The sequence below is a fragment of the Mesorhizobium sp. WSM4810 genome, assembly GCF_055811235.1.
In genome coordinates, this window is the sequence record NZ_JBVVQV010000046.1 from 14356 (window position 1) to 31835 (window position 17480).

The window sequence follows — 17480 nt, forward strand, 5'->3', positions numbered from 1 at the left end:
TCGACATAGTTCGCGGAAAGCTAGAAAACTAAGTGCAGATCAAAGACGTCCTCCTTGCGCCTGGCAACGGCGCATTCTTCTATGATGATCAAGCTGCCATTGTCTCGGGCGCAACCCAGGACGGCTTCATCTATGTCGGCAAACCGACAACGCCTGGGTTCAATTCCATTCGCATTCCAGCATCTTCGCTCAGCATCGGGCTGATGCTCGCCGACGAAACCGTTGTTTGGGGCGACATGATGAACGTGCAGTACTCTGGTGCTGGCGGGCGCGATCCTGTGTTTGAAATCACTCAAATCTCGGATTTGACGTCGCGCGTTGTGACGCCACGGCTTCTTGATGTCGATGCGTCTCGCTATCTTGATGCCTGCGCGAAAGTTTTCGAACTCTTCGAAAACAAGCGGCTACCTCTCGCGATTGAGTATGGCGTCAGCCAATCGCTTCTTCGCGCTGCAGCCCATCTTCACCGTAAGACAATGGCGGAGATAGTTTGTAGTGAATTCAACCTAACACTGCCAATACGTAAGGTCCCGATTTATTGCCAAAGCGGTGACGCTCGCGAAATCAATGTCGACAAGATGATTTTGAAGGCGGTGGATGTGCTCCCCCACGGCCTGATCAACTCACGGCAGAAATTCGGCCAAGGCGGCCAGACTTTCCTTGACTTCGTCAAGTGGGTTGCAATGCGCACGCGCCAACTCGGCCGCCCGGGGTATCATCCGGTGCTTCATTTCGATGTGTACGGCTGGATCGGCCAGGAAATCGGCCTGGAGCCGCAAAGCATTGCCGACTTTATCTGCAAGGTTGCAGATACCGTCCCGGATTTCTTGCTCAACATCGAGTCCCCGGCGGATTTTGGTTCGACGCAAGCTCAAATTGAGAACTACGCCAAGATCGTATCAATTTTGGACAACCGGGGTTCCGGCGCACGCATTGTCGTGGATGAGAGATGCAATACGCTCGAGGATGTTCGGCTCTTTGCAGAAGCCAAAGCGACGCATCTGGTCCAAATCAAGACGCCCGATCTCGGCTCAATTGCCGATACGGCGCGCGCCGTTCTCATCTGCAGGGAGAATGGGGTAGGGGCATATGTTGGAGGAAGCTGTACCGAGACAGATCTCTCCGCCCAGGCTTCTGTCCACGTATCGGTGGCAACCCAGGCCGACATGATGCTTGCGAAGCCCGGAATGGGTGTCGACGAGGCATATTCCATCGTCGGGAACGAGCAGAACCGATTGCTGGCGATGCTGAACCGTCGTCGAGTTCGAGTCAAAAACGTTGGATGAGAGGCGCGGTGTCGCATGCAGAACTCTCTTGAGGGGATCACTGTCGTAGCCGTGGAGCAGGCCGTGGCCGCGCCTTACGCGTCGTCTCGGCTCGCGGATGCCGGTGCCCGGGTGATCAAGATCGAACGGCCCGAGGGGGACTTTTCCCGCAGCTACGACAAGTTGGTCCGAGGGCAAAGTGCTTACTTCGTCTGGCTTAATCGGGGTAAGGAATCGGTGTGTCTGGACCTGAGGTTAGAGGCGGACCGCGAGGTCCTCGACACGCTCATTGCCGCTGCTGACGTCTTTATCCAGAATCTGAAGCCGGGCAGCATCGAAAAACTAGGTTTCGGGTCTGCTGACCTGCGTCGCCGATTTCCGCGCCTGATAACCTGTGACATCTCGGGTTTCGGTCACAAAGGCCCTTATTCACACTTGAAGGCCTATGATCTCATCGTCCAGGCCGAAACAGGGCTATGTGCGATCACCGGCAACCAACAAGGGCCCGCGCGTGTCGGGGTCTCGGTCTGTGACATCTCAGCGGGCATGACAGCGCACAGCGCCATTCTTCAGGCAATGTATCACCGCGAGGTCACCGGCGAAGGGACCGGCATTCAGGTGTCACTGTTCGATGCTGTCGCTGACTGGATGAATGTTCCGGTTCTGCAAAACGACTATAGCGACTACCACACGGAACGCGCCGGTGTGAAACACCCATCACTGGCGCCATATGGCGCCTATCGTTGTGCCGATGGCAAGGACGTCATCTTTTCGGTTCAGAATGACCGCGAATGGGTGAATTTTTGCGAGAAGTTTCTAAAGCAGCCGGAACTTACACGCGCACTTGGTTTTGCCGATAATATGGAGCGCCTCAGTCACCGTGCGCAACTTGATAAGATTATTGAACGTCGGTTCTCTGAACTATCCTGCCACGAAGCCATGCAGGAGCTTGAGGCGGCCGGACTCGCATATGGCCGACTGAGCGAAGTGGCGGATGTTTCAAAACACCCACATGTCCGTAGAGTCGAGATTGGCACGCCTGAAGGAAGCGTCGAGACGATCGCGCCGGCGGCAATTTTCAACTATGAGCAGCCCTCGCTACGCCCAGTTCCGGCTCTTGGCGCTCATACCCAGGCTGTTCGCGAGGAGGTCCGCGGGCTTCTGCGCGACAGAGCCGCATCAGCATGAGTGCGCGTCCCGGCAAGGTGAGTGCGCACGCGATTTCCAAAGAGCCTGTGTCCCTCCGGTCATCTCAGCGTATCGGCCGCCAACAGTATTCACTGGCACCGCCCTCGCAAAAACCGGGCGCAGAGGGGACTTCATGATCAAGGACAGCTGGGCGGCCATTGGAAGCGAGATGTCTGCACCCCGCTGGAGATCCCTGCTTTTCGTTCCCGCTCACGTTCCGCGATATGTGGAGACGGCGCGCAAGCGGGGTGCAGATGGCGTCATTCTCGACTTGGAGGATTCCGTTCCTCAGGATCTAAAGGGTGAGGCACGGCGACAACTTTCTAAATCCGTGGCAAAGGTCGCGGGCGAGCGCACCTCTGTTTTGGTCCGCGTGAATCGTGGTTTCCGCGCGCTGGCGGCCGATCTCGATGCAGCCGTCATGGCAGGCGTCGATGCACTTGTTCTTCCGAAGACGGATTCGGCCGAGTGGGTTCTAGAGATCGCGAATGCCGTTTCAGAACTTGAAGGGGAAAGAAATCTTCCGCTGGGACGCATCCGGTTCCTTGCCCAGATCGAGACCCCAGGCGCCTTGCAAAGGCTCGCGGCCATTGCGGTGGCGCATCCCAGGATGGTCGCAATGGCGCTCGGTCCCGAAGACTTCAGTGCCGCTGTCGGCGGCTCCCCTGAGTTGGACCTTCTGTTGGCTCCGAACCTTTCTGTTTTGTTTGCCGCCCGTGCGGCCGGCTTGCTCCCGCTGGGCTTCGTCGGGAGCATCGGCGAGTTTTCCGATAGTGATAAACTTCGTGAAGCCGCGACGCGTGCGCGGCGGCTTGGCTTTGTTGGAGCTTTGGCGATCCATCCAACACAAGTGGCCATATTCAATGAGGCTTTCTCGCCAAGCACACAAGAACTCGAGTGGGCCCGTCGCGTCCTCGCGGGGGAAAACGATGCCGCGGCGCATGGCAGAGGTGCTTTCGCCTTGGACGGAAAGATGGTCGATGCACCGGTCATTCGAAGGGCTCGCGAAATCATCGCCTTGGACCAGCAAGCCGAGCTGGACGTTTGAGACCTTCGCCAACTGATGAGACCAGACGAGACATCTCAAGAAAGCCACGGCCCTCCAATTGCCTCGCCCGAGGGTCTCTGCAGCGTGGCACAATTATTGCTGTCGCGCCATCGCATTTCGAGATAGATTACACAAATTGGAGTTGGCCCTCGGAAGAGCACCCGTGGAAATCAGGCAGTTAAGATACTTCGTCGGCGTGGTTGAAGCAGGCAGTTTTACGAAAGCAGCCGGCTTCCTCAATGTCGCCCAGAGTGCGTTGAGCCTACATGTGCGTCAACTGGAGGAAGGTTTCGGCACCCAGTTGCTAATACGCGACAGGACCGGCGTGAGTGTCACGGCATCGGGAGCCAAACTCCTCGATCGGGCGCGGGCGATTCTCAGGGAAATTCGACTTACCGAGATGGAATTGACCAACACAACTGCTTCCCCGGCGGGGGAGGTGACTATTGGCATTCCGTCTGGAGCTGCTCGAGTCCTAAGCGGCCCGCTGCTTGAGTCGGTAAGAAACGAACTGCCCAAGGTGTCCCTCAAGATGGTCGAGGGTATGACTGGACCGCTGGAGGAGTGGATGGCTGCTGGACGCTTCAATCTGGCGGTTCTCTACCGCACCGCGGACAGTGTAGGGCGAATGACGGTGCTAGCGCGCGAAAACCTTTGCCTGGTGGTCCCGTCAGGTGAGCCACCCTTCGAAGATGCGATATCTCTGGCTGACCTGCATGCATTCCCGCTGGCTGTTCCCATGCGCAACAACAATGTCAGGCGTTCTGTGGCTGACGTCGTCGCACAACACGGTTGCGCGCTGGACGTCAAGTTTGAAGTGGATTCGCTTTCAACGATCATCAACATGGTCATAGAGGGGAAAGCCCATTCTATTCTCGCCCCGTCTGCGGTCCAGAAAGAAGCCTCTCAAGGGCTGGTCCGGACGGTCAAGATCGTCGATCCGGTGATTACCCGCTCGGTTGTGCTTGCTGTAAATCCGAAAGATGAGCGTTCTGCGGCCGTTTCCGCGATACGCAAGCTCATTCCGAAGGTCGCCAGAGAGTTAATAGAGAGCCGCCGCTGGGCAGCATCCGTCCCTGACGCGGCCTGACAGCCGTCGTTCTATAAAACACGACCTTTTTTGCCATCGGATTAGATCGATCTGGATTCCAGATGGATTTCGGCACTAATCGATATTTGACCCGCCACGACCGCCGCGATGAAACTGCCTCAGGCGAGAGTTCAGCGGTTTCGACATCGAAAGGCGCTCGCCTGGCAATTCAGAGCAGTGGAGCGCGCATGTCCGACGCTAGGAGCAACGAGCTCTTCATAAACGGCAAATGGCGAGCCGGTGGTAGCAGAGCGACATTGCCGGTGATTAATCCGGCGACAGAGAAGGCATTTGCCTCGGTGGCCTCGGCGACGGTGTCGGATCTGGATGAGGCCCTCGCTTCGGCAGAACGCAGCCGCAAGGCTTGGTCTTCACGGCCTGCAAAAGAACGTGCCGAAATCCTGGTAGTAGCCGCAAGAATTTTGGCAACGAAGATTGAAGCAGCGGCCAGGGACCTGTCGGCCGAACAGGGAAAGACGATTGCCGAAGCGACAGGCGAGTACGCGCGCGCCGTCGAAACACTGGAATGGAACGGCACGCACGCCGAAGAGCTCTCGGCCCCTATTCCGATGGGCCCGAACCGGATGATCGCCCCCGAGCCCCTTGGCGTCGTTGCTGCCTTTACGCCGTGGAACTATCCGGCCGTTCTCATCGCCCGCAAGCTCGCTCCAGCGCTGGCGGCAGGCTGCCCGGTGATCCTCAAAGGGGCTGAAGAGACCCCGAGCGTGGGGGTCCATATCGTTGAATCGTTGCGCCAAGCAGGCATCCCAGAGGGCGTGGTCAATCTGGTCTTCGGTGTGCCGGTGCATATATCGCGGCATCTGCTCAGTTCGCCAATCGTGAAGGTCTTGACTTTCACGGGTTCAACCGCGGTTGGAAAACAGCTGGCCACGCTCGCAGCGAACAATTTGCAGCGCTGCATCCTTGAACTCGGTGGGCACTCCCCGGTTATTGTTTGCGAGGATGCCGACTTGGCAAAGGCCGTACCGGCTATTTCGGAATACAAGTTCGAGTGCGCGGGCCAGAGCTGCAATGCGCCCAGCAGGATTCTTGTCGCTCGGTCTCTCTATAAAGAATTCTTGTCCCGGATGACGGATGCGGCTCGCAAGATCAGGATCGGGCTACCAGACGACGCTGCAACGGACATGGGTCCGATGGCGAACGCGCGGCGAATCGAAGCCATGCAGCGCCTGACCAAGGATGCGGTCGAACGCGGCGCCCGCATCGAAACCGGTGGCACCCGGCTCAATCGACCGGGCTTCTACTGGCCGCCAACCATCCTGACTGGCGTGCCGAAGGAAGCGAGAGTGCTGCATGAAGAGCCGTTCGGGCCGATTCTCACCGTGGCGCCGTTCGACACACTCGAGGAGGCGATCGAGGAAGCCAACGCTACCGAGTACGGACTGGCCGCCTACTTGTTCACTGGCGCTGCTGATGCGCAACAGAAGCTTACCAAAGGTCTTTCTGCGGGCGCTGTCAGTGTGAATTACCTGAAAGGGGTTTCCGCGGATGCGCCTTATGGCGGCATCAAGCAGAGCGGCTATGGATATGAAGGAGGCGAGCAGGGGGTGCGGAGCTTCCAGATCCTGAAAATGGTCAACGGCCTCAGCTCATTTGGATGAGATCCGGTGGGAAGTAGAACACGGAACATCGTTGGCAAGGACATCACAAGGAGCGTGGCCGACGCCCTTCAGTACATCTCGTACTATCATCCTCCAGATTATATCCGCTCTCTTTCGCAAGCATACGCGCGCGAACAGAGCCCGGCGGCGAAGAATGCCATCGGGCAGATTCTGCTGAACTCCCGCATGGCGGCCTTCGGGCGGCGGCCGATCTGCCAGGACACCGGACTTGTGGTGGTCTTCGCAAAAGTCGGCATGGACGCCCGCATCAAGTCAACAGTCAGTTTCGCAGAGCTCGTGAATGAGGGCGTCCGTCAGGCATATCTCGACCCTGACAATCCCCTTCGGGCATCGATCGTTGCCGATCCGCTCGCCGGACGGGTCAACACCCGTGACAACACGCCGGCCGTCGTCCACGTTGACCTTGTGCAAGGTAACCAGATTGAGATCACCATTGCCGCAAAAGGCGGCGGGTCAGAGAACAAGGCACGCTTTACCACCTTGAACCCCAGCGGGTCCGTTTCCGATTGGGTGGTTGACACAGTCTCCACGCTTGGCAGTGGGTGGTGTCCACCCGGCCTGATCTCCGTTGGCATCGGTGGTAGCGCTGAAAAGGCGATGCTGCTGGCCAAGGAGGCCATGAACCAGCCCATCGATATGGCGGAATTGATCGTCAAGGGGCCTTCAAGCGCCGAGGAGGCATTACGGATCGAGCTTTATGAACGGATTAATGCACTTGGCATCGGCGCCCAAGGCCTTGGGGGTCTGACGACAGTTGTTGACGTCAAGATTGCGACCTATCCTACTCACGCCGCGTCCAAGCCCGTGGCGCTCATCCCACAATGCGCTGCCAACCGGCACCTGAAGTTTACCTTGGACGGCTCTGGACCCATCAGGCTTCAGCCGCCCGACTTGCGCGAATGGCCAGATATTGAAACCGACGAACTGAGTCCAGCCGGCGTGCGAAGAGTCAACCTCGATGCGTTGACCAAGGAATTGACGGCATCGTGGCGCTGCGGGGAAACTCTCCTTCTGTCCGGAAAGATGCTGACAGGCCGTGACGCCGCCCACAAGCGAATCGTAGAGTTGATCGACGCCGGCAAGCCGCTTCCGTTCAATCTGCAGGGACGCGTGATTTATTACGTTGGACCCATCCGCGCGGTGAGAGATGAGGTCGTTGGACCGGCTGGCCCGACAACCTCGAGCCGCTTGGACGATTTTATGGAAAAGGTGCTCGCCGAAACCGGGCTTTTCGCAATGGTGGGCAAAGCGGAGAGGGGGCCGGCGGCCATCGGGTCGATTGTGAGACACAAAACGCCCTATCTCATCGCAGTGGGTGGGGCCGCCTACCTGATATCAAAATCGATCAAGGCGGCGCGGCTGATTGCCTTTGAAGATCTGGGCATGGAAGCGGTCTATGAATTTGAGGTGCAGGACATGCCCGTCACTATGGCCGTCGATGTTGAGGGAAACTCCATTCACAATTCAGGCCCTCTTGAGTGGCGCAAGCGCATGGCGGCGGACAGCATCGCACGAAATATTGGGGTTTGAGCCGTTCCTGGCCCAGTACCGGTGGTTTGCATCAATCCCATGTCGACAACGGCATTAGAGCAGAAGTCTCATGAAGGCAAAACCCAATCCTGTGCGCCTCGACGCTTGGGATATTCGGATTCTTTCAGCGATCCAGTCAGACGGCAGGATTTCAAAAAGCGAGCTTGCGAAGCGCGTTCATCTTTCTGCCTCGGCCTGCTCAGATCGGCTCCGTGCGCTCGAGGCCGAAGGAATTATTGAGGGATTCTACGCGCGGCTGAGTCCAGCCCTCATCGGTGGCATGGTCTTTGTAATGGTGGAGGTGGTGCTGGATCGTCATCGCCTTGAGGACCAAAGACACTTCGAGCTTGCCGTCCAAGAATTTCCGGAAATCCTGGATTGCTGGGCAATCGGCGGGAGGGTCGACTATCTGATGCGCGTCGCAACTCTTTCCATGGCTGCCTATCAGGGTTTCATGGAGGGATTGCTGCAGGCAGGCCTGGGGATTGATCAATACTACAGCCTTGTCGTGACCAAACCTGTGAAATCCAATGCGCCGATCCCCTTGGCTTCACTGCGGCAACGGTAAACTCCCAAGCTTGGTTTCCACGGTACTGGATCTCCATTCCGCGAATTCCTGATCAGCCTGCCGACGGTGCGCTGATCAGTCCAGCCCCATGCCGGAGAGCACGGCGACCAATTCCGCCAGCTACGCCACGCCGCGGGCGATCTGCGTCAGCCGACGTGGTTCCGGTTTCGATCCGCATCATGCGTGCAGCATGCAGCCATCATACTGGGCTAGATGGTTGGAGCGGCATGGACCGTGAGCGGTCGACGTGCAATGATCCCGGACTTCTGGACGACCGGCCACTTAGGCACGGCAGTAGGTGCAAAAGTCTCGTTGTGGCTTACGGCGGCGCATTCCTCGCTGATGTCGAGCAGGTTTTGGTTACTTGTCTCAGGAGGACGGCGTCCGCTCGTTGTCAAAAAGGCATGCCCAAGCTTGGTTTCCACGGTAACTGATGCTTCTTCCGCGAATTCGTCGGCCAAAAACATGCATTCCCGCGAAATTCGAGAGGTGTTTCCGGTATACTTTTGCTGATGAGCTGGCCGGCCTAGTGCCTCTGCCATTGTATCGCGAGGAGGGGACATGCGCTCGAGCAATCTGGGAACCGAGCAACTGCGGGAGAAGGATAGAACCTTTGTCTTCCATCCTTCTACGCACCTGGCCAAGCACAGCCGAGGCGAGACGCCAAATAGGATTATGGCCGGTGCGGAAGGGGTCTATATCTGGGATACCGAAGGCCGAAGGAGCCTCGACGGTTTCGGAGGGCTCTACTGCGTCAACATGGGGTATGGATGCACGGAAATCGCCGAGGCCATTGCCAGGCAAGCACACGAATTGCCGTTCGCGCATGTCTATGCCAGCCAAGGTACGGAGCCGGTCGCCCTTCTGGCAGAGGCCGTGGTCGAGTATTTCGGTCAGAACATGCGAAGGGTCTATTTCGGCCTGTCCGGTTCCGATGCCAACGAAACCAACATCAAGCTGGTCTGGTACTATAATAACATCCTTGGCCGGCCCGAAAAGAAAAAGATCATCTCGCGAAATCGTGGCTATCACGGATCTGGGTTGGTCACGGGTAGCCTGACGGGCCTTCCCTTCTTTCACAATTTCTTCGACCTGCCTCTGGATTTGGTGCGCCATACGACGACCCCGCACCATTATAGGCAGGCGCATGACGGGGAAAGTGAGGAAGCGTTCTCCAGGCGCTGTGCCGATGAGCTTGAAGCCCTGATCCTCGCAGAAGGCCCGGAGACGGTTGCAGCTTTTATCGGAGAGCCGATTCTTGGGACCGGCGGTATCGTTCCGCCCCCCACAGGGTACTGGACGGCCATTCAAGCGGTACTCGACAAATACGATGTCCTTCTGATCGCCGATGAAGTGGTCTGCGGCTTCGCGCGAACGGGCGAGAAGTTCGGTTCACACCTGTATAACATGCGTCCGGATTTCGTGACCATCGCCAAGGGGTTGAGTTCCGCCTACCTCCCCATCTCCGGGTCAATCATTGGCGACCGCGTCTGGTCGGTTTTGGAACGAGGAACTGAGAAGCACGGCGCACTCGGCCATGGCTGGACATATTCGGGGCACACGCTTTGTGCTGCAGCCGCGCTCGCCAATATTCGACTGCTTAAAGAAAAGAATATTTTGGAGCATGTCCGCGATGTCGGACCGTATTGGCAAGGCCGGATGAAGGCCGAGCTGGAGGGACATCCCATCGTTGGCGAAGTTCGCGGAGTGGGTATCCTGTCCGCCGTAGAGATGATGCGGGACCCAAAACAAAGAATACCATTCGAACCCGAACTTCAGGTCGGGGTGCGCACTGCAGCTGCTCTGTTTGAGAATGGGGTCATCGGACGGGCCATGCCGCATGGCGACATCCTCGGCTATGCGCCACCTCTGATCATTACCCGAAAAGAGATCGACATCATTGTCGACGCGACAGCAAAGTCGGTCGATACGACCTATCGCGCGCTGAAGGTCGAGGGCGCGCTATGAGCTTGCGAGCGTCAACGACAGCGAGCCCCGAGTTCGACGAAAATCGGTGGTTCGAGCGATGACAAACTCTCCCTGAGACCAGACGCTTTGATGTCTGGACGTAATGGCCGACCGAAACTGCTGACGTTCAAGGCGTCTGATCTCGAGCATGCTTAGGATTACTTTGATGGGGAAAATCAGTTCTGCCGCCGCTGTCCTGTTGCCCAACGACCAGGGCATCTGTGCGGCGCACCCTGCCGGTGACCTCCCTACCGGCAGGGTGCCATTTTTGACCCGGTGTTTGTAGCGCGTGCGCGATCGAGAATTTGAGAAGGAGGTCATCTGCATTTCTATTACGCCATGGCAACCCCCCCCCACCATCGCAGCTCCCGACGCACGGTTGACGACAGCCGGCGTGGAGGTCGCGCACACACCCTTCTCATGGTGTCGGGGGAGCAATCATCGCGGAGAATTTCTCCAGCGTCGAATATCTCGGGGCGAGTTTCCTTTCCTCGTAGCTGGTCAGAAGCAAGAAGGCCCCAGATTGATTGAAAACAGCCGGAGAAAATGCAGCTCGTCTTCGAAACTTTGCTGGAACAGATGTCTTTGAGCGTTGATCAAGTGGATTTGCGTGACGCACTGGCTAACGCAGCCGGTGCCTTCGACATTCGCGCATTCGCCTATCTGTCTCTGGTGCCTGATGGCGTCACAAAGCCCAGGCTGATATCGAACTATCATTCCGGCTGGACGTCGCACTATTTGCGCCACCAATATGAGAGGATCGACCCGGTCATAAGATGGGCAAGATACACCGGATTTCCTTTTCGGTGGGGACCAGGTTTCGGCCATGCCGGCATTTCAAAGCGACAACGACAGCTTTTCAATGAGGCTGCCGAATTCGGCATCTGCTGCGGACTGACAATTCCACTGGTCGATCGCCGCGGCGGAGTTGCTGCGATGACCTTCGCGGCAGACAGGCTCGATCCGACCTTCCTGCGCGTCGCCGAGCGATATGAACAAGCGCTCGAGATAATGGCGATGTGCTTTCACATTGGCGTTCGCCGCAAGCTTTCGGGTTGTCTGGCGGTGGACGGCGTTTCGCTAACGCCTCGTGAGTACGAGTGCCTGCAATGGACGGCAAAGGGCAAGTCCGCTTGGGAGATCGGCAGCATCTTGGGGATCAAGGAACGAACGGCCGCCTTCCATTTAGACAATGCCAAGAAGAAGCTCGGCGTGCGCACCAAAAATCAGGCCGTGACGCTGCTTGCCTCCTCACGATCATCGATTCTCTGAGGACCTGAACTCTCTTTGATCCACATGTGTATGCATTGAGGTCCGACGAAGAAGGCGCAGATGAAAATTTAGGGCAGCACGCAAACTAAAGACCGACCGGTCAGACGCCGCTTAACGAAGCCGTGGTGAACAAGATCGCTCCGCCCCGTGCGCCGAAGCTAACGAACGACCAGATAAAGGAACTGGGTACGCCAAAAGCGGGAGTCCAAGGACTGAAATATAAAACCCCGCCGAGCGGAGGTTTGGACTGTATTTGCCTCTGATCTCTCTTTAGCGATCGGCTAGCTAGAGGCAACAGAGGGAAAGCATTGCAGTGAACACCTTTAGCTCAATGAAAATTACTACTGTGATATCGAATTAAAATGACTCAGAAGGCCATCCGTGATAAATATTGATTCGTTAAAACAAAACAAAATCGGAGTCTAAAATGTCTAAAGTTCCCGCTTTCCATTCAAAACGTCCCGGCACGGACGTTCACCACGACAACAACCAGTGCAGGGAAGGCAACAACATCGAAACTGAGAACCGGGTGTCCGGCACCGGTGGCTTGCCGAAGTGCGAACATTGCAAGCGCCTGTAGCCATCTAAGACTGGGCCTTTTTGGGAAAACGATCTCCCAAAGAGGCCCAGTGAGTCCCTGGTAATCGACGGTCCAGATACGCCGCAACGATAGAAAGGCAGCCATAGGCCGCCAATATCGCGAAAATTCTGAGGCATTCCGCCTTCTCCAAAATCGAACGGCCGGCTCTGGGAACAGATGCCCGCTGCCCCCTTCGCACGATTCCGAGGTGTTGTACCCGCCCGGCGTAAGACGTGCACATAGGGCGCTATCCCGGCATCCATGGGCATGTCTAATTCAAGGCCGTAAGACCCTTTGCAGTATGGGTCTCTTGACCCATTCGCCCTTATTTAATTGGCTTATCAATCCGATAATCGCGTTCGGGTCGACGCGGTCTGGCCCGCCGATCGGATGAGGCAGCGGTTGGACGCGCGCGACTGGACAACTCCAGACATCCTGTTTCCCCCGACTCACGCGTCAGCGAACTGCGCTTTGTCCTCCAGGCGCTCGACGGTTCGCTCGGAATGCCTCGCACCGTGGAACCGCAGCGGCCTTGTTGGGGCGGTAATGCACCCATTGCACGATCCGCGCAGCTACCTTCGCGATTGCATCCGCCGCGCCGTGTGCCGTGTTCACATCCTCATGGATCCTAGAGATCGAGATTTCATCGCCCGAAAGTGGTTGCAAGGCTCACCTGGATACTGTCAGCGCGTGAACAGTTCCTTGTATCCGGTCCTAACCATCCAATTCGCCCGATTGAGATGGCTGCGAACCGCTTTTAGGGCGCGGTCAGGTTCTCCCACCGGATCTATGCCGAGGACGAGCATCGCCATCTCCTCTTCGCTGGCATCGTCGGCGGACGCGTCCAGGAGCCTCATGTAGATCGTGAAATGTTCGTTGTCGTAAGCGGTCATGCTTTCCGACCACGGGACTTCGTCTTGAATGTTGGGTTTCATGGGACCCTTGTACCGGTTCGGGGTTTGTCTTCATCGATTGGCAAGACATCTCTTTGTTGTCTCAACATAGCGAATAGGAACTATCGTTCCTAGAGCGAAAGTTCCGGTTCTGGCCCTACTTCGCCATGGATCTTAAGGAGATCATGGCGATCAACATGCGTCGTTTGCGGCATGATCAGGACCTGACGCAAGAAGAATTGGCTGCCCGCGCAGAGCTGAGCATGCGCTATGTGGGCTCGATCGAGCGTGGCCGGGTTTCCGCAAGCGTTAGTGTGCTGGGCCGGCTGTCAAAAGCATTTAACGTTAATCCTTGTGAGCTTATTACGCCGTCACGGCAGCAAAGGTGATCCAGCCCGTCTCGGATTGTCGAAATCGCCTTCTATCAGCACGCCAACGCCGGCTGCCGGAACAGCTGATAGTGGCGCGCAAGAGAGGGCGGCCTCACCTACCCTAGATTGCTGAAGGCTTGCATTTGGATCGAAATGAATTTGGTCATGCCCGGATAACCGCGGCAGGTCCCTGCCGGGCCGGAAGCGCAAAACCTTGTCAAGCCATCACAGTCAGAGCCGGGCCTCTTGTCGCATCCGCAACTCTGGTGGAATGCCATTCGTCGGGTGGATGATTGTTATTCCGACAATCGATTTTACCGACCTACCCAGATCCCATTAGAGGATCCTGAAATACAGCGCGTTGGGTATTCCTCGTCGTGATTACTACGTCGACAAGGCTGCCGGAATGAGTTCGGAGACGGCATGTGCGGGATTGTCGGTATCGTTGGGCAACTGCCCGTGTCGGAACGGTTGGTCGACGCGTTGAAGCGTCTGGAATATCGCGGCCATGATTGCGCCGGCGTTGCGACGATCACCGAGGGCGCCTTGCAGCGCCGGCGCGCCGAGGGCAAGCTCGTCAATCTTGAGACGAGACTGAAGGCAGAGCCGCTGAACGGCACCATCGGCATCGCCCACACGCGCTGGGGCAACCCACGGGGCGCCGACCGAACGCAATGCGCACCCGCACTTCACTGACGGTGTGGCCGTCGTTCATAAAGGCATCATCGAGAATTTTGCCGAGCTGAAGGAGGAATTGGCGGGGGCGGGAGCCGAGTTCCAGACCGACACCGACACCGAGGTCATCGCGCATCTCTTGGCGCGACACCGCCAGTAGGGCTTGGGGCGGGGCGAAGCGATGCATGCCATGCTAAAGCGCGTAAGGGCGCCTACGCGCTCGCCATCCTTTTCGAGGATCATCCGTCGAGCATCATGGCGGCGAAATCGACGTTGCGTCCGAATTTCGCTACCGCGAGATCCCGTTGTCGCCCATGCTGCTCTTTTCATTTCGCAGTCTGGCGAAACCGCCGACACGCTGGCATCACTGAGGTACTGTAAGGGGCTTGGGCTGAGAATTGGCGCCGTCGTCAATACCCCGGAATCGAGCATCGCTCGGAGGCCGACGCGGTCTTCCCGATCCTTGCCGGCCCTGAGATCGGCGTCGCCTCCACCAAGGCGTTCACCTGCCAGCTTGCCGTTCTTGCCGCATTTGCCATCGGCGCCGCCCGGGCCCGCGCGGTCTTCATGGGCACAGATGTGGACCAGCCGCGCAATCTCGCAAAATCAGTTACTGTCGAGTGATGTTAACGCGCTCAGAGGTGGCGCCCTTCTACTGGAAACACACCTTCGACCGGACGAAGCGCGCATCGCCGGCATCTCGACCTCAACGAGATCCAGATCGAGGCCCGCAGCCGGTGGATATTATTGCGCTACCGATACCGACTTTGTGGGTGGCCCATCGAAGTCTATTTCAGCGGAGGGCTTGACTTGCTGGCACCTATGCGTATTGCATGCGCTACGTGGGCTCGATAAACGCGCCCCGTGCGGGTGTAACGTTAATCCCCTGCGATTTAACCAGATCGATCCAAAAATAGAAGCGGTGTTCGCGATCACCGAAAACATCAGCGAAGTCGGGTTGCCGCTGACTTGGTGTCCGCCCGCCTGAAGTCGCCACGAGCGGCCTTGACCCTGCCGATTGACGTCTGGCAGACTGACGTCAACAAGGATTGCTGGCCGCAGCATCCCGTCAACCGGGTGAAGTCATCGTCCCGGAGGGTAAGCAGTCCAATTCAGGCCTTAGGACCAGCACCATTGAGGTCGGCTGCTTTGGGCGCAGGGCCTCGCAAAGTGGCATGATGATGCGAAGGTGTCGCCATTCTGCCGCCAAGAGAGTCAGTGGCTGTGGGTACGGTGTGATGTTGGCCGAACCTGCCCCGGATCGCCAGCATGAGCTCTGGCTCACGCTGGACTTCGTCGTGCCAGCCCGTTCGATCCCTCTGAAAAGCCGAAAAGATCGGCACGCGCAGCGCTCAATTCGCCGGCGTTATGGGACTGTCGGGCTAGTGTCGTTTTTCCTGCCTGGCTCGGGCCGATGATCACGGCAACATGCGGATGAGCGACGGCAGGTCTGGGGACCGGCATGGCGCACGATTTTCCTACGTGGCGCAGATCGTCCATGTGATGTGGCGGTAGTCATGCCATGTCGCACGCGGGCACTGCCGGCACGTGCCAGCCCCTTCTCGCGCCGGCGTTTGCCGCTCTCGTCGGGCGACCCCGTGAGCCCGGCATAGCGCGCCACCGCGCGGCGATCACGCAATCCGCGCGACAGGATCTCGTGGACCAGCATGTCCGCCGTCTCGACACCGACGCCGATGACCCGTGCGATGAGGCGCACCATCGCATGCGGGCCTTCTGGTGCAGCCGGAGCCGCGGCGAGCCTACGCAGGCGGTCGCCCTCGATGGTGCGGATCTGCGCACGCAGGAGTCGAGCCGCTCAAGCAAGCGGTGCAACTCGGCGCGGGTATTGTCCGGCAGCGGCGTTCCCTCCGCTATGCGGATGGCCATGAGCCTGTCGGCCGCATCGCGCAGGCTCAAGCGGAAGTTGCGAACGCCGAAGCGGGTGAGAATCGCCTTGATGCGGTTGATGAGCCGCGTCTGCTCACCGACCAAGGTCTGCCGCTCGCGGTTCGGCCGCCGCGCGTCCTCTTCTTCGACCGTCGGAATCGCCGCCATACTGCAATGGCGCTTCTCGCTACGCAGCCAGCCGAGAAAGGCGCGCATCAAAAGCTCCGTGTCGAGCCGATCTGTCTTGGCACGCCGGTGCTCACGCGACACCGCAACGCTGGCAGGGTGGATGGCATAGGCCTCGATGTCGCGCGCCTGCAGCCAGCGCGCCAGCCAAAAGCCGTCGCAGGCCGCCTCATAGGCGACGGCGATCCGCTTGATCGTATGCTCGGCTTGGCCGGCTTCTTTGCGCCAGCGCTGCAGCAGCTTCAACAATGATGGCGCGTCGGCATCAATCTTCTTCAGCGGCTGGCGCTTGAAACCCGGAACAAGCGTGGCAATCAGCCACTTCGCCTTGCTCATTTCGATGACGGCGACGATCGTGTTATCCTGTTCAAGAGCGGCAACTTACTCGGCCGCTTCGGGGAACCCTTCAGCAACCAAATGAGTTGCGTAAAAGGCGAACCGTTATAGCGACCCGAGATAGGGATAATCGTTCCTTCCGAGAATTGATCAGTTCGGAAGATAAACGTCGGAAGTTGCGCAAGCAGCTAGGTAACCTTTGCCGCCGAAGCTTGCTGCTTTAGCGGCGGAGCGTCAGGAGGAGCTTGAGCGGCATGCACTAAGCGCGGCCCCGAGTGGAACCTGGCGCTGCGCGTTGCATTGCTGTGATTGCCGACAAGTTGGAAGCTGAGGAGGCCCGGAAGGCATTCCTGGCTGCTGCCGAGGAGGAGGGGGTATTCCGCCTGACCCGGAGAGGACCTCGCTGGCAAAAGACGTGGACGCTTTGCCTGTCAGCGCTGGAGGGCGATCCGATTGACTCGCATCTGGTCCGCAAGACTTTCGTGGCTGCCGCTAAGGCGGCGGAGATGTATCTCTCGCCCGAGTAGGAGGTGTCATAGCTCTATATTATCCATCGAGCTTCAACGGCTCATGTTCGGGAAGATAATGATGCAGCACCTCGCCACGGTTTCGCTTGTCGAACGTGAGGCCACAGACAGGGCAGACTCGAAATGTTCTGCTTCGTCGTTCACAGGCGGCCGTGGCGCTTGCCCTTGATCCTGGTTACGGGGTTGTTGGTTCTATCTCGTCGACCGTGAACTATCCGCAAGCCATTGATCTGGCATGTTGATTGAGACGGATAGCGGCTTTGGAATTGCAGGATTCGCGGTTTATGAGCGCTGTTTTCCTGCAATTCGGTTTTGCGATTCCCTTGTGCTGCGGAGCGTGATTCACTCGATTCGGCGGCGGCGAATCGAGGGGACTGCGAATGTCCAAGCCACGCGAGAAGCGCGAGACGGGAGAGCAGGATCTGTTCCGCTCCAGGCTCGATCAGATCATCA

14 protein-coding genes and 2 pseudogenes are annotated in these 17480 nt (G+C 58.0%); 12 read left to right on the forward strand and 4 right to left on the reverse strand.

Annotated elements, in window-relative coordinates:
* Positions 1-32: 32 nt before the first annotated feature.
* From AC0L3O_RS33735 to AC0L3O_RS33765, 7 genes are all read left to right on the forward strand, one after another.
* Positions 33-1286: a methylaspartate ammonia-lyase gene (locus tag AC0L3O_RS33735; protein WP_473617902.1), complete on the forward strand. Its 1254-nt coding sequence runs from the start codon at positions 33-35 to the stop codon at positions 1284-1286.
* Between the two features lie 15 nt (positions 1287-1301).
* Positions 1302-2453 (forward strand): CaiB/BaiF CoA transferase family protein, encoded by a 1152-nt coding sequence (locus AC0L3O_RS33740; RefSeq protein WP_473617903.1) that lies wholly within the window; start codon positions 1302-1304, stop codon positions 2451-2453.
* Positions 2454-2586: 133 nt separating this feature from the next.
* Positions 2587-3501 (forward strand): HpcH/HpaI aldolase/citrate lyase family protein, encoded by a 915-nt coding sequence (locus AC0L3O_RS33745; protein WP_473617904.1) that lies wholly within the window; start codon positions 2587-2589, stop codon positions 3499-3501.
* Positions 3502-3664: 163 nt separating this feature from the next.
* Positions 3665-4591 carry a LysR family transcriptional regulator gene (locus AC0L3O_RS33750; RefSeq protein ID WP_473617906.1) on the forward strand — a complete coding sequence of 309 codons (927 nt, stop codon included), beginning with the start codon at positions 3665-3667 and terminating at the stop codon, positions 4589-4591.
* Between the two features lie 188 nt (positions 4592-4779).
* Entirely contained in the window at positions 4780-6213 is a 1434-nt protein-coding gene (locus AC0L3O_RS33755) for an NAD-dependent succinate-semialdehyde dehydrogenase (protein WP_473617919.1), read from the forward strand.
* 6 nt (positions 6214-6219) lie between these two features.
* Positions 6220-7764, forward strand: coding sequence for a fumarate hydratase (locus AC0L3O_RS33760; RefSeq protein WP_473617907.1), 1545 nt, complete (start codon positions 6220-6222; stop codon positions 7762-7764).
* 70 nt (positions 7765-7834) lie between these two features.
* Entirely contained in the window at positions 7835-8332 is a 498-nt protein-coding gene (locus AC0L3O_RS33765) for an Lrp/AsnC family transcriptional regulator (protein ID WP_473617908.1), read from the forward strand.
* A 209-nt stretch (positions 8333-8541) separates the two neighbouring features.
* Here AC0L3O_RS33765 and AC0L3O_RS33770 read toward each other — a convergent pair whose 3' ends face one another.
* Positions 8542-8793 carry a hypothetical protein gene (locus AC0L3O_RS33770; protein WP_473617909.1) on the reverse strand — a complete coding sequence of 84 codons (252 nt, stop codon included), beginning with the start codon at positions 8791-8793 and terminating at the stop codon, positions 8542-8544.
* A 100-nt stretch (positions 8794-8893) separates the two neighbouring features.
* Here AC0L3O_RS33770 and AC0L3O_RS33775 point away from each other — a divergent pair, with 100 nt between their 5' ends.
* From AC0L3O_RS33775 to AC0L3O_RS33785, 3 genes are all read left to right on the forward strand, one after another.
* On the forward strand, positions 8894-10300 hold the full coding sequence (locus tag AC0L3O_RS33775) for an aminotransferase (protein WP_473617911.1): 1407 nt from the start codon (positions 8894-8896) through the stop codon (positions 10298-10300).
* Between the two features lie 546 nt (positions 10301-10846).
* Positions 10847-11572, forward strand: a complete 726-nt coding sequence (locus AC0L3O_RS33780; RefSeq protein ID WP_473617912.1) for a helix-turn-helix transcriptional regulator — start codon at positions 10847-10849, stop codon at positions 11570-11572.
* A gap of 427 nt (positions 11573-11999) precedes the next feature.
* Positions 12000-12152: a hypothetical protein gene (locus tag AC0L3O_RS33785; protein ID WP_473617913.1), complete on the forward strand. Its 153-nt coding sequence runs from the start codon at positions 12000-12002 to the stop codon at positions 12150-12152.
* A 683-nt stretch (positions 12153-12835) separates the two neighbouring features.
* On the opposite strand, the gene AC0L3O_RS33790 is transcribed toward AC0L3O_RS33785, so the two are convergent.
* Positions 12836-13087 (reverse strand): DNA -binding domain-containing protein, encoded by a 252-nt coding sequence (locus AC0L3O_RS33790; protein WP_473617915.1) that lies wholly within the window; start codon positions 13085-13087, stop codon positions 12836-12838.
* 125 nt (positions 13088-13212) lie between these two features.
* Between AC0L3O_RS33790 and AC0L3O_RS33795 the strand changes: the two genes are divergently transcribed.
* Both AC0L3O_RS33795 and AC0L3O_RS33800 read left to right on the forward strand, forming a co-directional pair.
* Positions 13213-13434 (forward strand): helix-turn-helix domain-containing protein, encoded by a 222-nt coding sequence (locus AC0L3O_RS33795; protein WP_473617916.1) that lies wholly within the window; start codon positions 13213-13215, stop codon positions 13432-13434.
* A 405-nt stretch (positions 13435-13839) separates the two neighbouring features.
* Positions 13840-14703, forward strand: a pseudogene (locus tag AC0L3O_RS33800) (SIS domain-containing protein); the annotation flags it as partial.
* Between the two features lie 904 nt (positions 14704-15607).
* On the opposite strand, the pseudogene AC0L3O_RS33805 reads toward AC0L3O_RS33800, so the two are convergent.
* Both AC0L3O_RS33805 and AC0L3O_RS33810 read right to left on the reverse strand, forming a co-directional pair.
* A pseudogene (locus AC0L3O_RS33805) lies at positions 15608-16518 on the reverse strand (IS110 family transposase); the annotation flags it as partial.
* Positions 16519-17167: 649 nt separating this feature from the next.
* On the reverse strand, positions 17168-17480 hold a 313-nt coding region (locus AC0L3O_RS33810), incomplete at its 5' end, for a hypothetical protein (RefSeq protein WP_473617917.1).

Bases quoted from the DNA above. Each gene is read 5' to 3' on its own strand.
- AC0L3O_RS33740 (WP_473617903.1), top strand. From the start codon at position 1,302: ATGCAGAACTCTCTTGAGGGGATCACTGTCGTAGCCGTGGAGCAGGCC.
- AC0L3O_RS33745 (WP_473617904.1), top strand. From the start codon at position 2,587: ATGATCAAGGACAGCTGGGCGGCCATTGGAAGCGAGATGTCTGCACCC.
- AC0L3O_RS33755 (WP_473617919.1), top strand. From the start codon at position 4,780: ATGTCCGACGCTAGGAGCAACGAGCTCTTCATAAACGGCAAATGGCGA.
- AC0L3O_RS33765 (WP_473617908.1), top strand. From the start codon at position 7,835: ATGAAGGCAAAACCCAATCCTGTGCGCCTCGACGCTTGGGATATTCGG.
- AC0L3O_RS33775 (WP_473617911.1), top strand. From the start codon at position 8,894: ATGCGCTCGAGCAATCTGGGAACCGAGCAACTGCGGGAGAAGGATAGA.
- AC0L3O_RS33780 (WP_473617912.1), top strand. From the start codon at position 10,847: ATGCAGCTCGTCTTCGAAACTTTGCTGGAACAGATGTCTTTGAGCGTT.
- AC0L3O_RS33785 (WP_473617913.1), top strand. From the start codon at position 12,000: ATGTCTAAAGTTCCCGCTTTCCATTCAAAACGTCCCGGCACGGACGTT.
- AC0L3O_RS33790 (WP_473617915.1), bottom strand. From the start codon at position 13,087: ATGAAACCCAACATTCAAGACGAAGTCCCGTGGTCGGAAAGCATGACC.
- AC0L3O_RS33795 (WP_473617916.1), top strand. From the start codon at position 13,213: ATGGATCTTAAGGAGATCATGGCGATCAACATGCGTCGTTTGCGGCAT.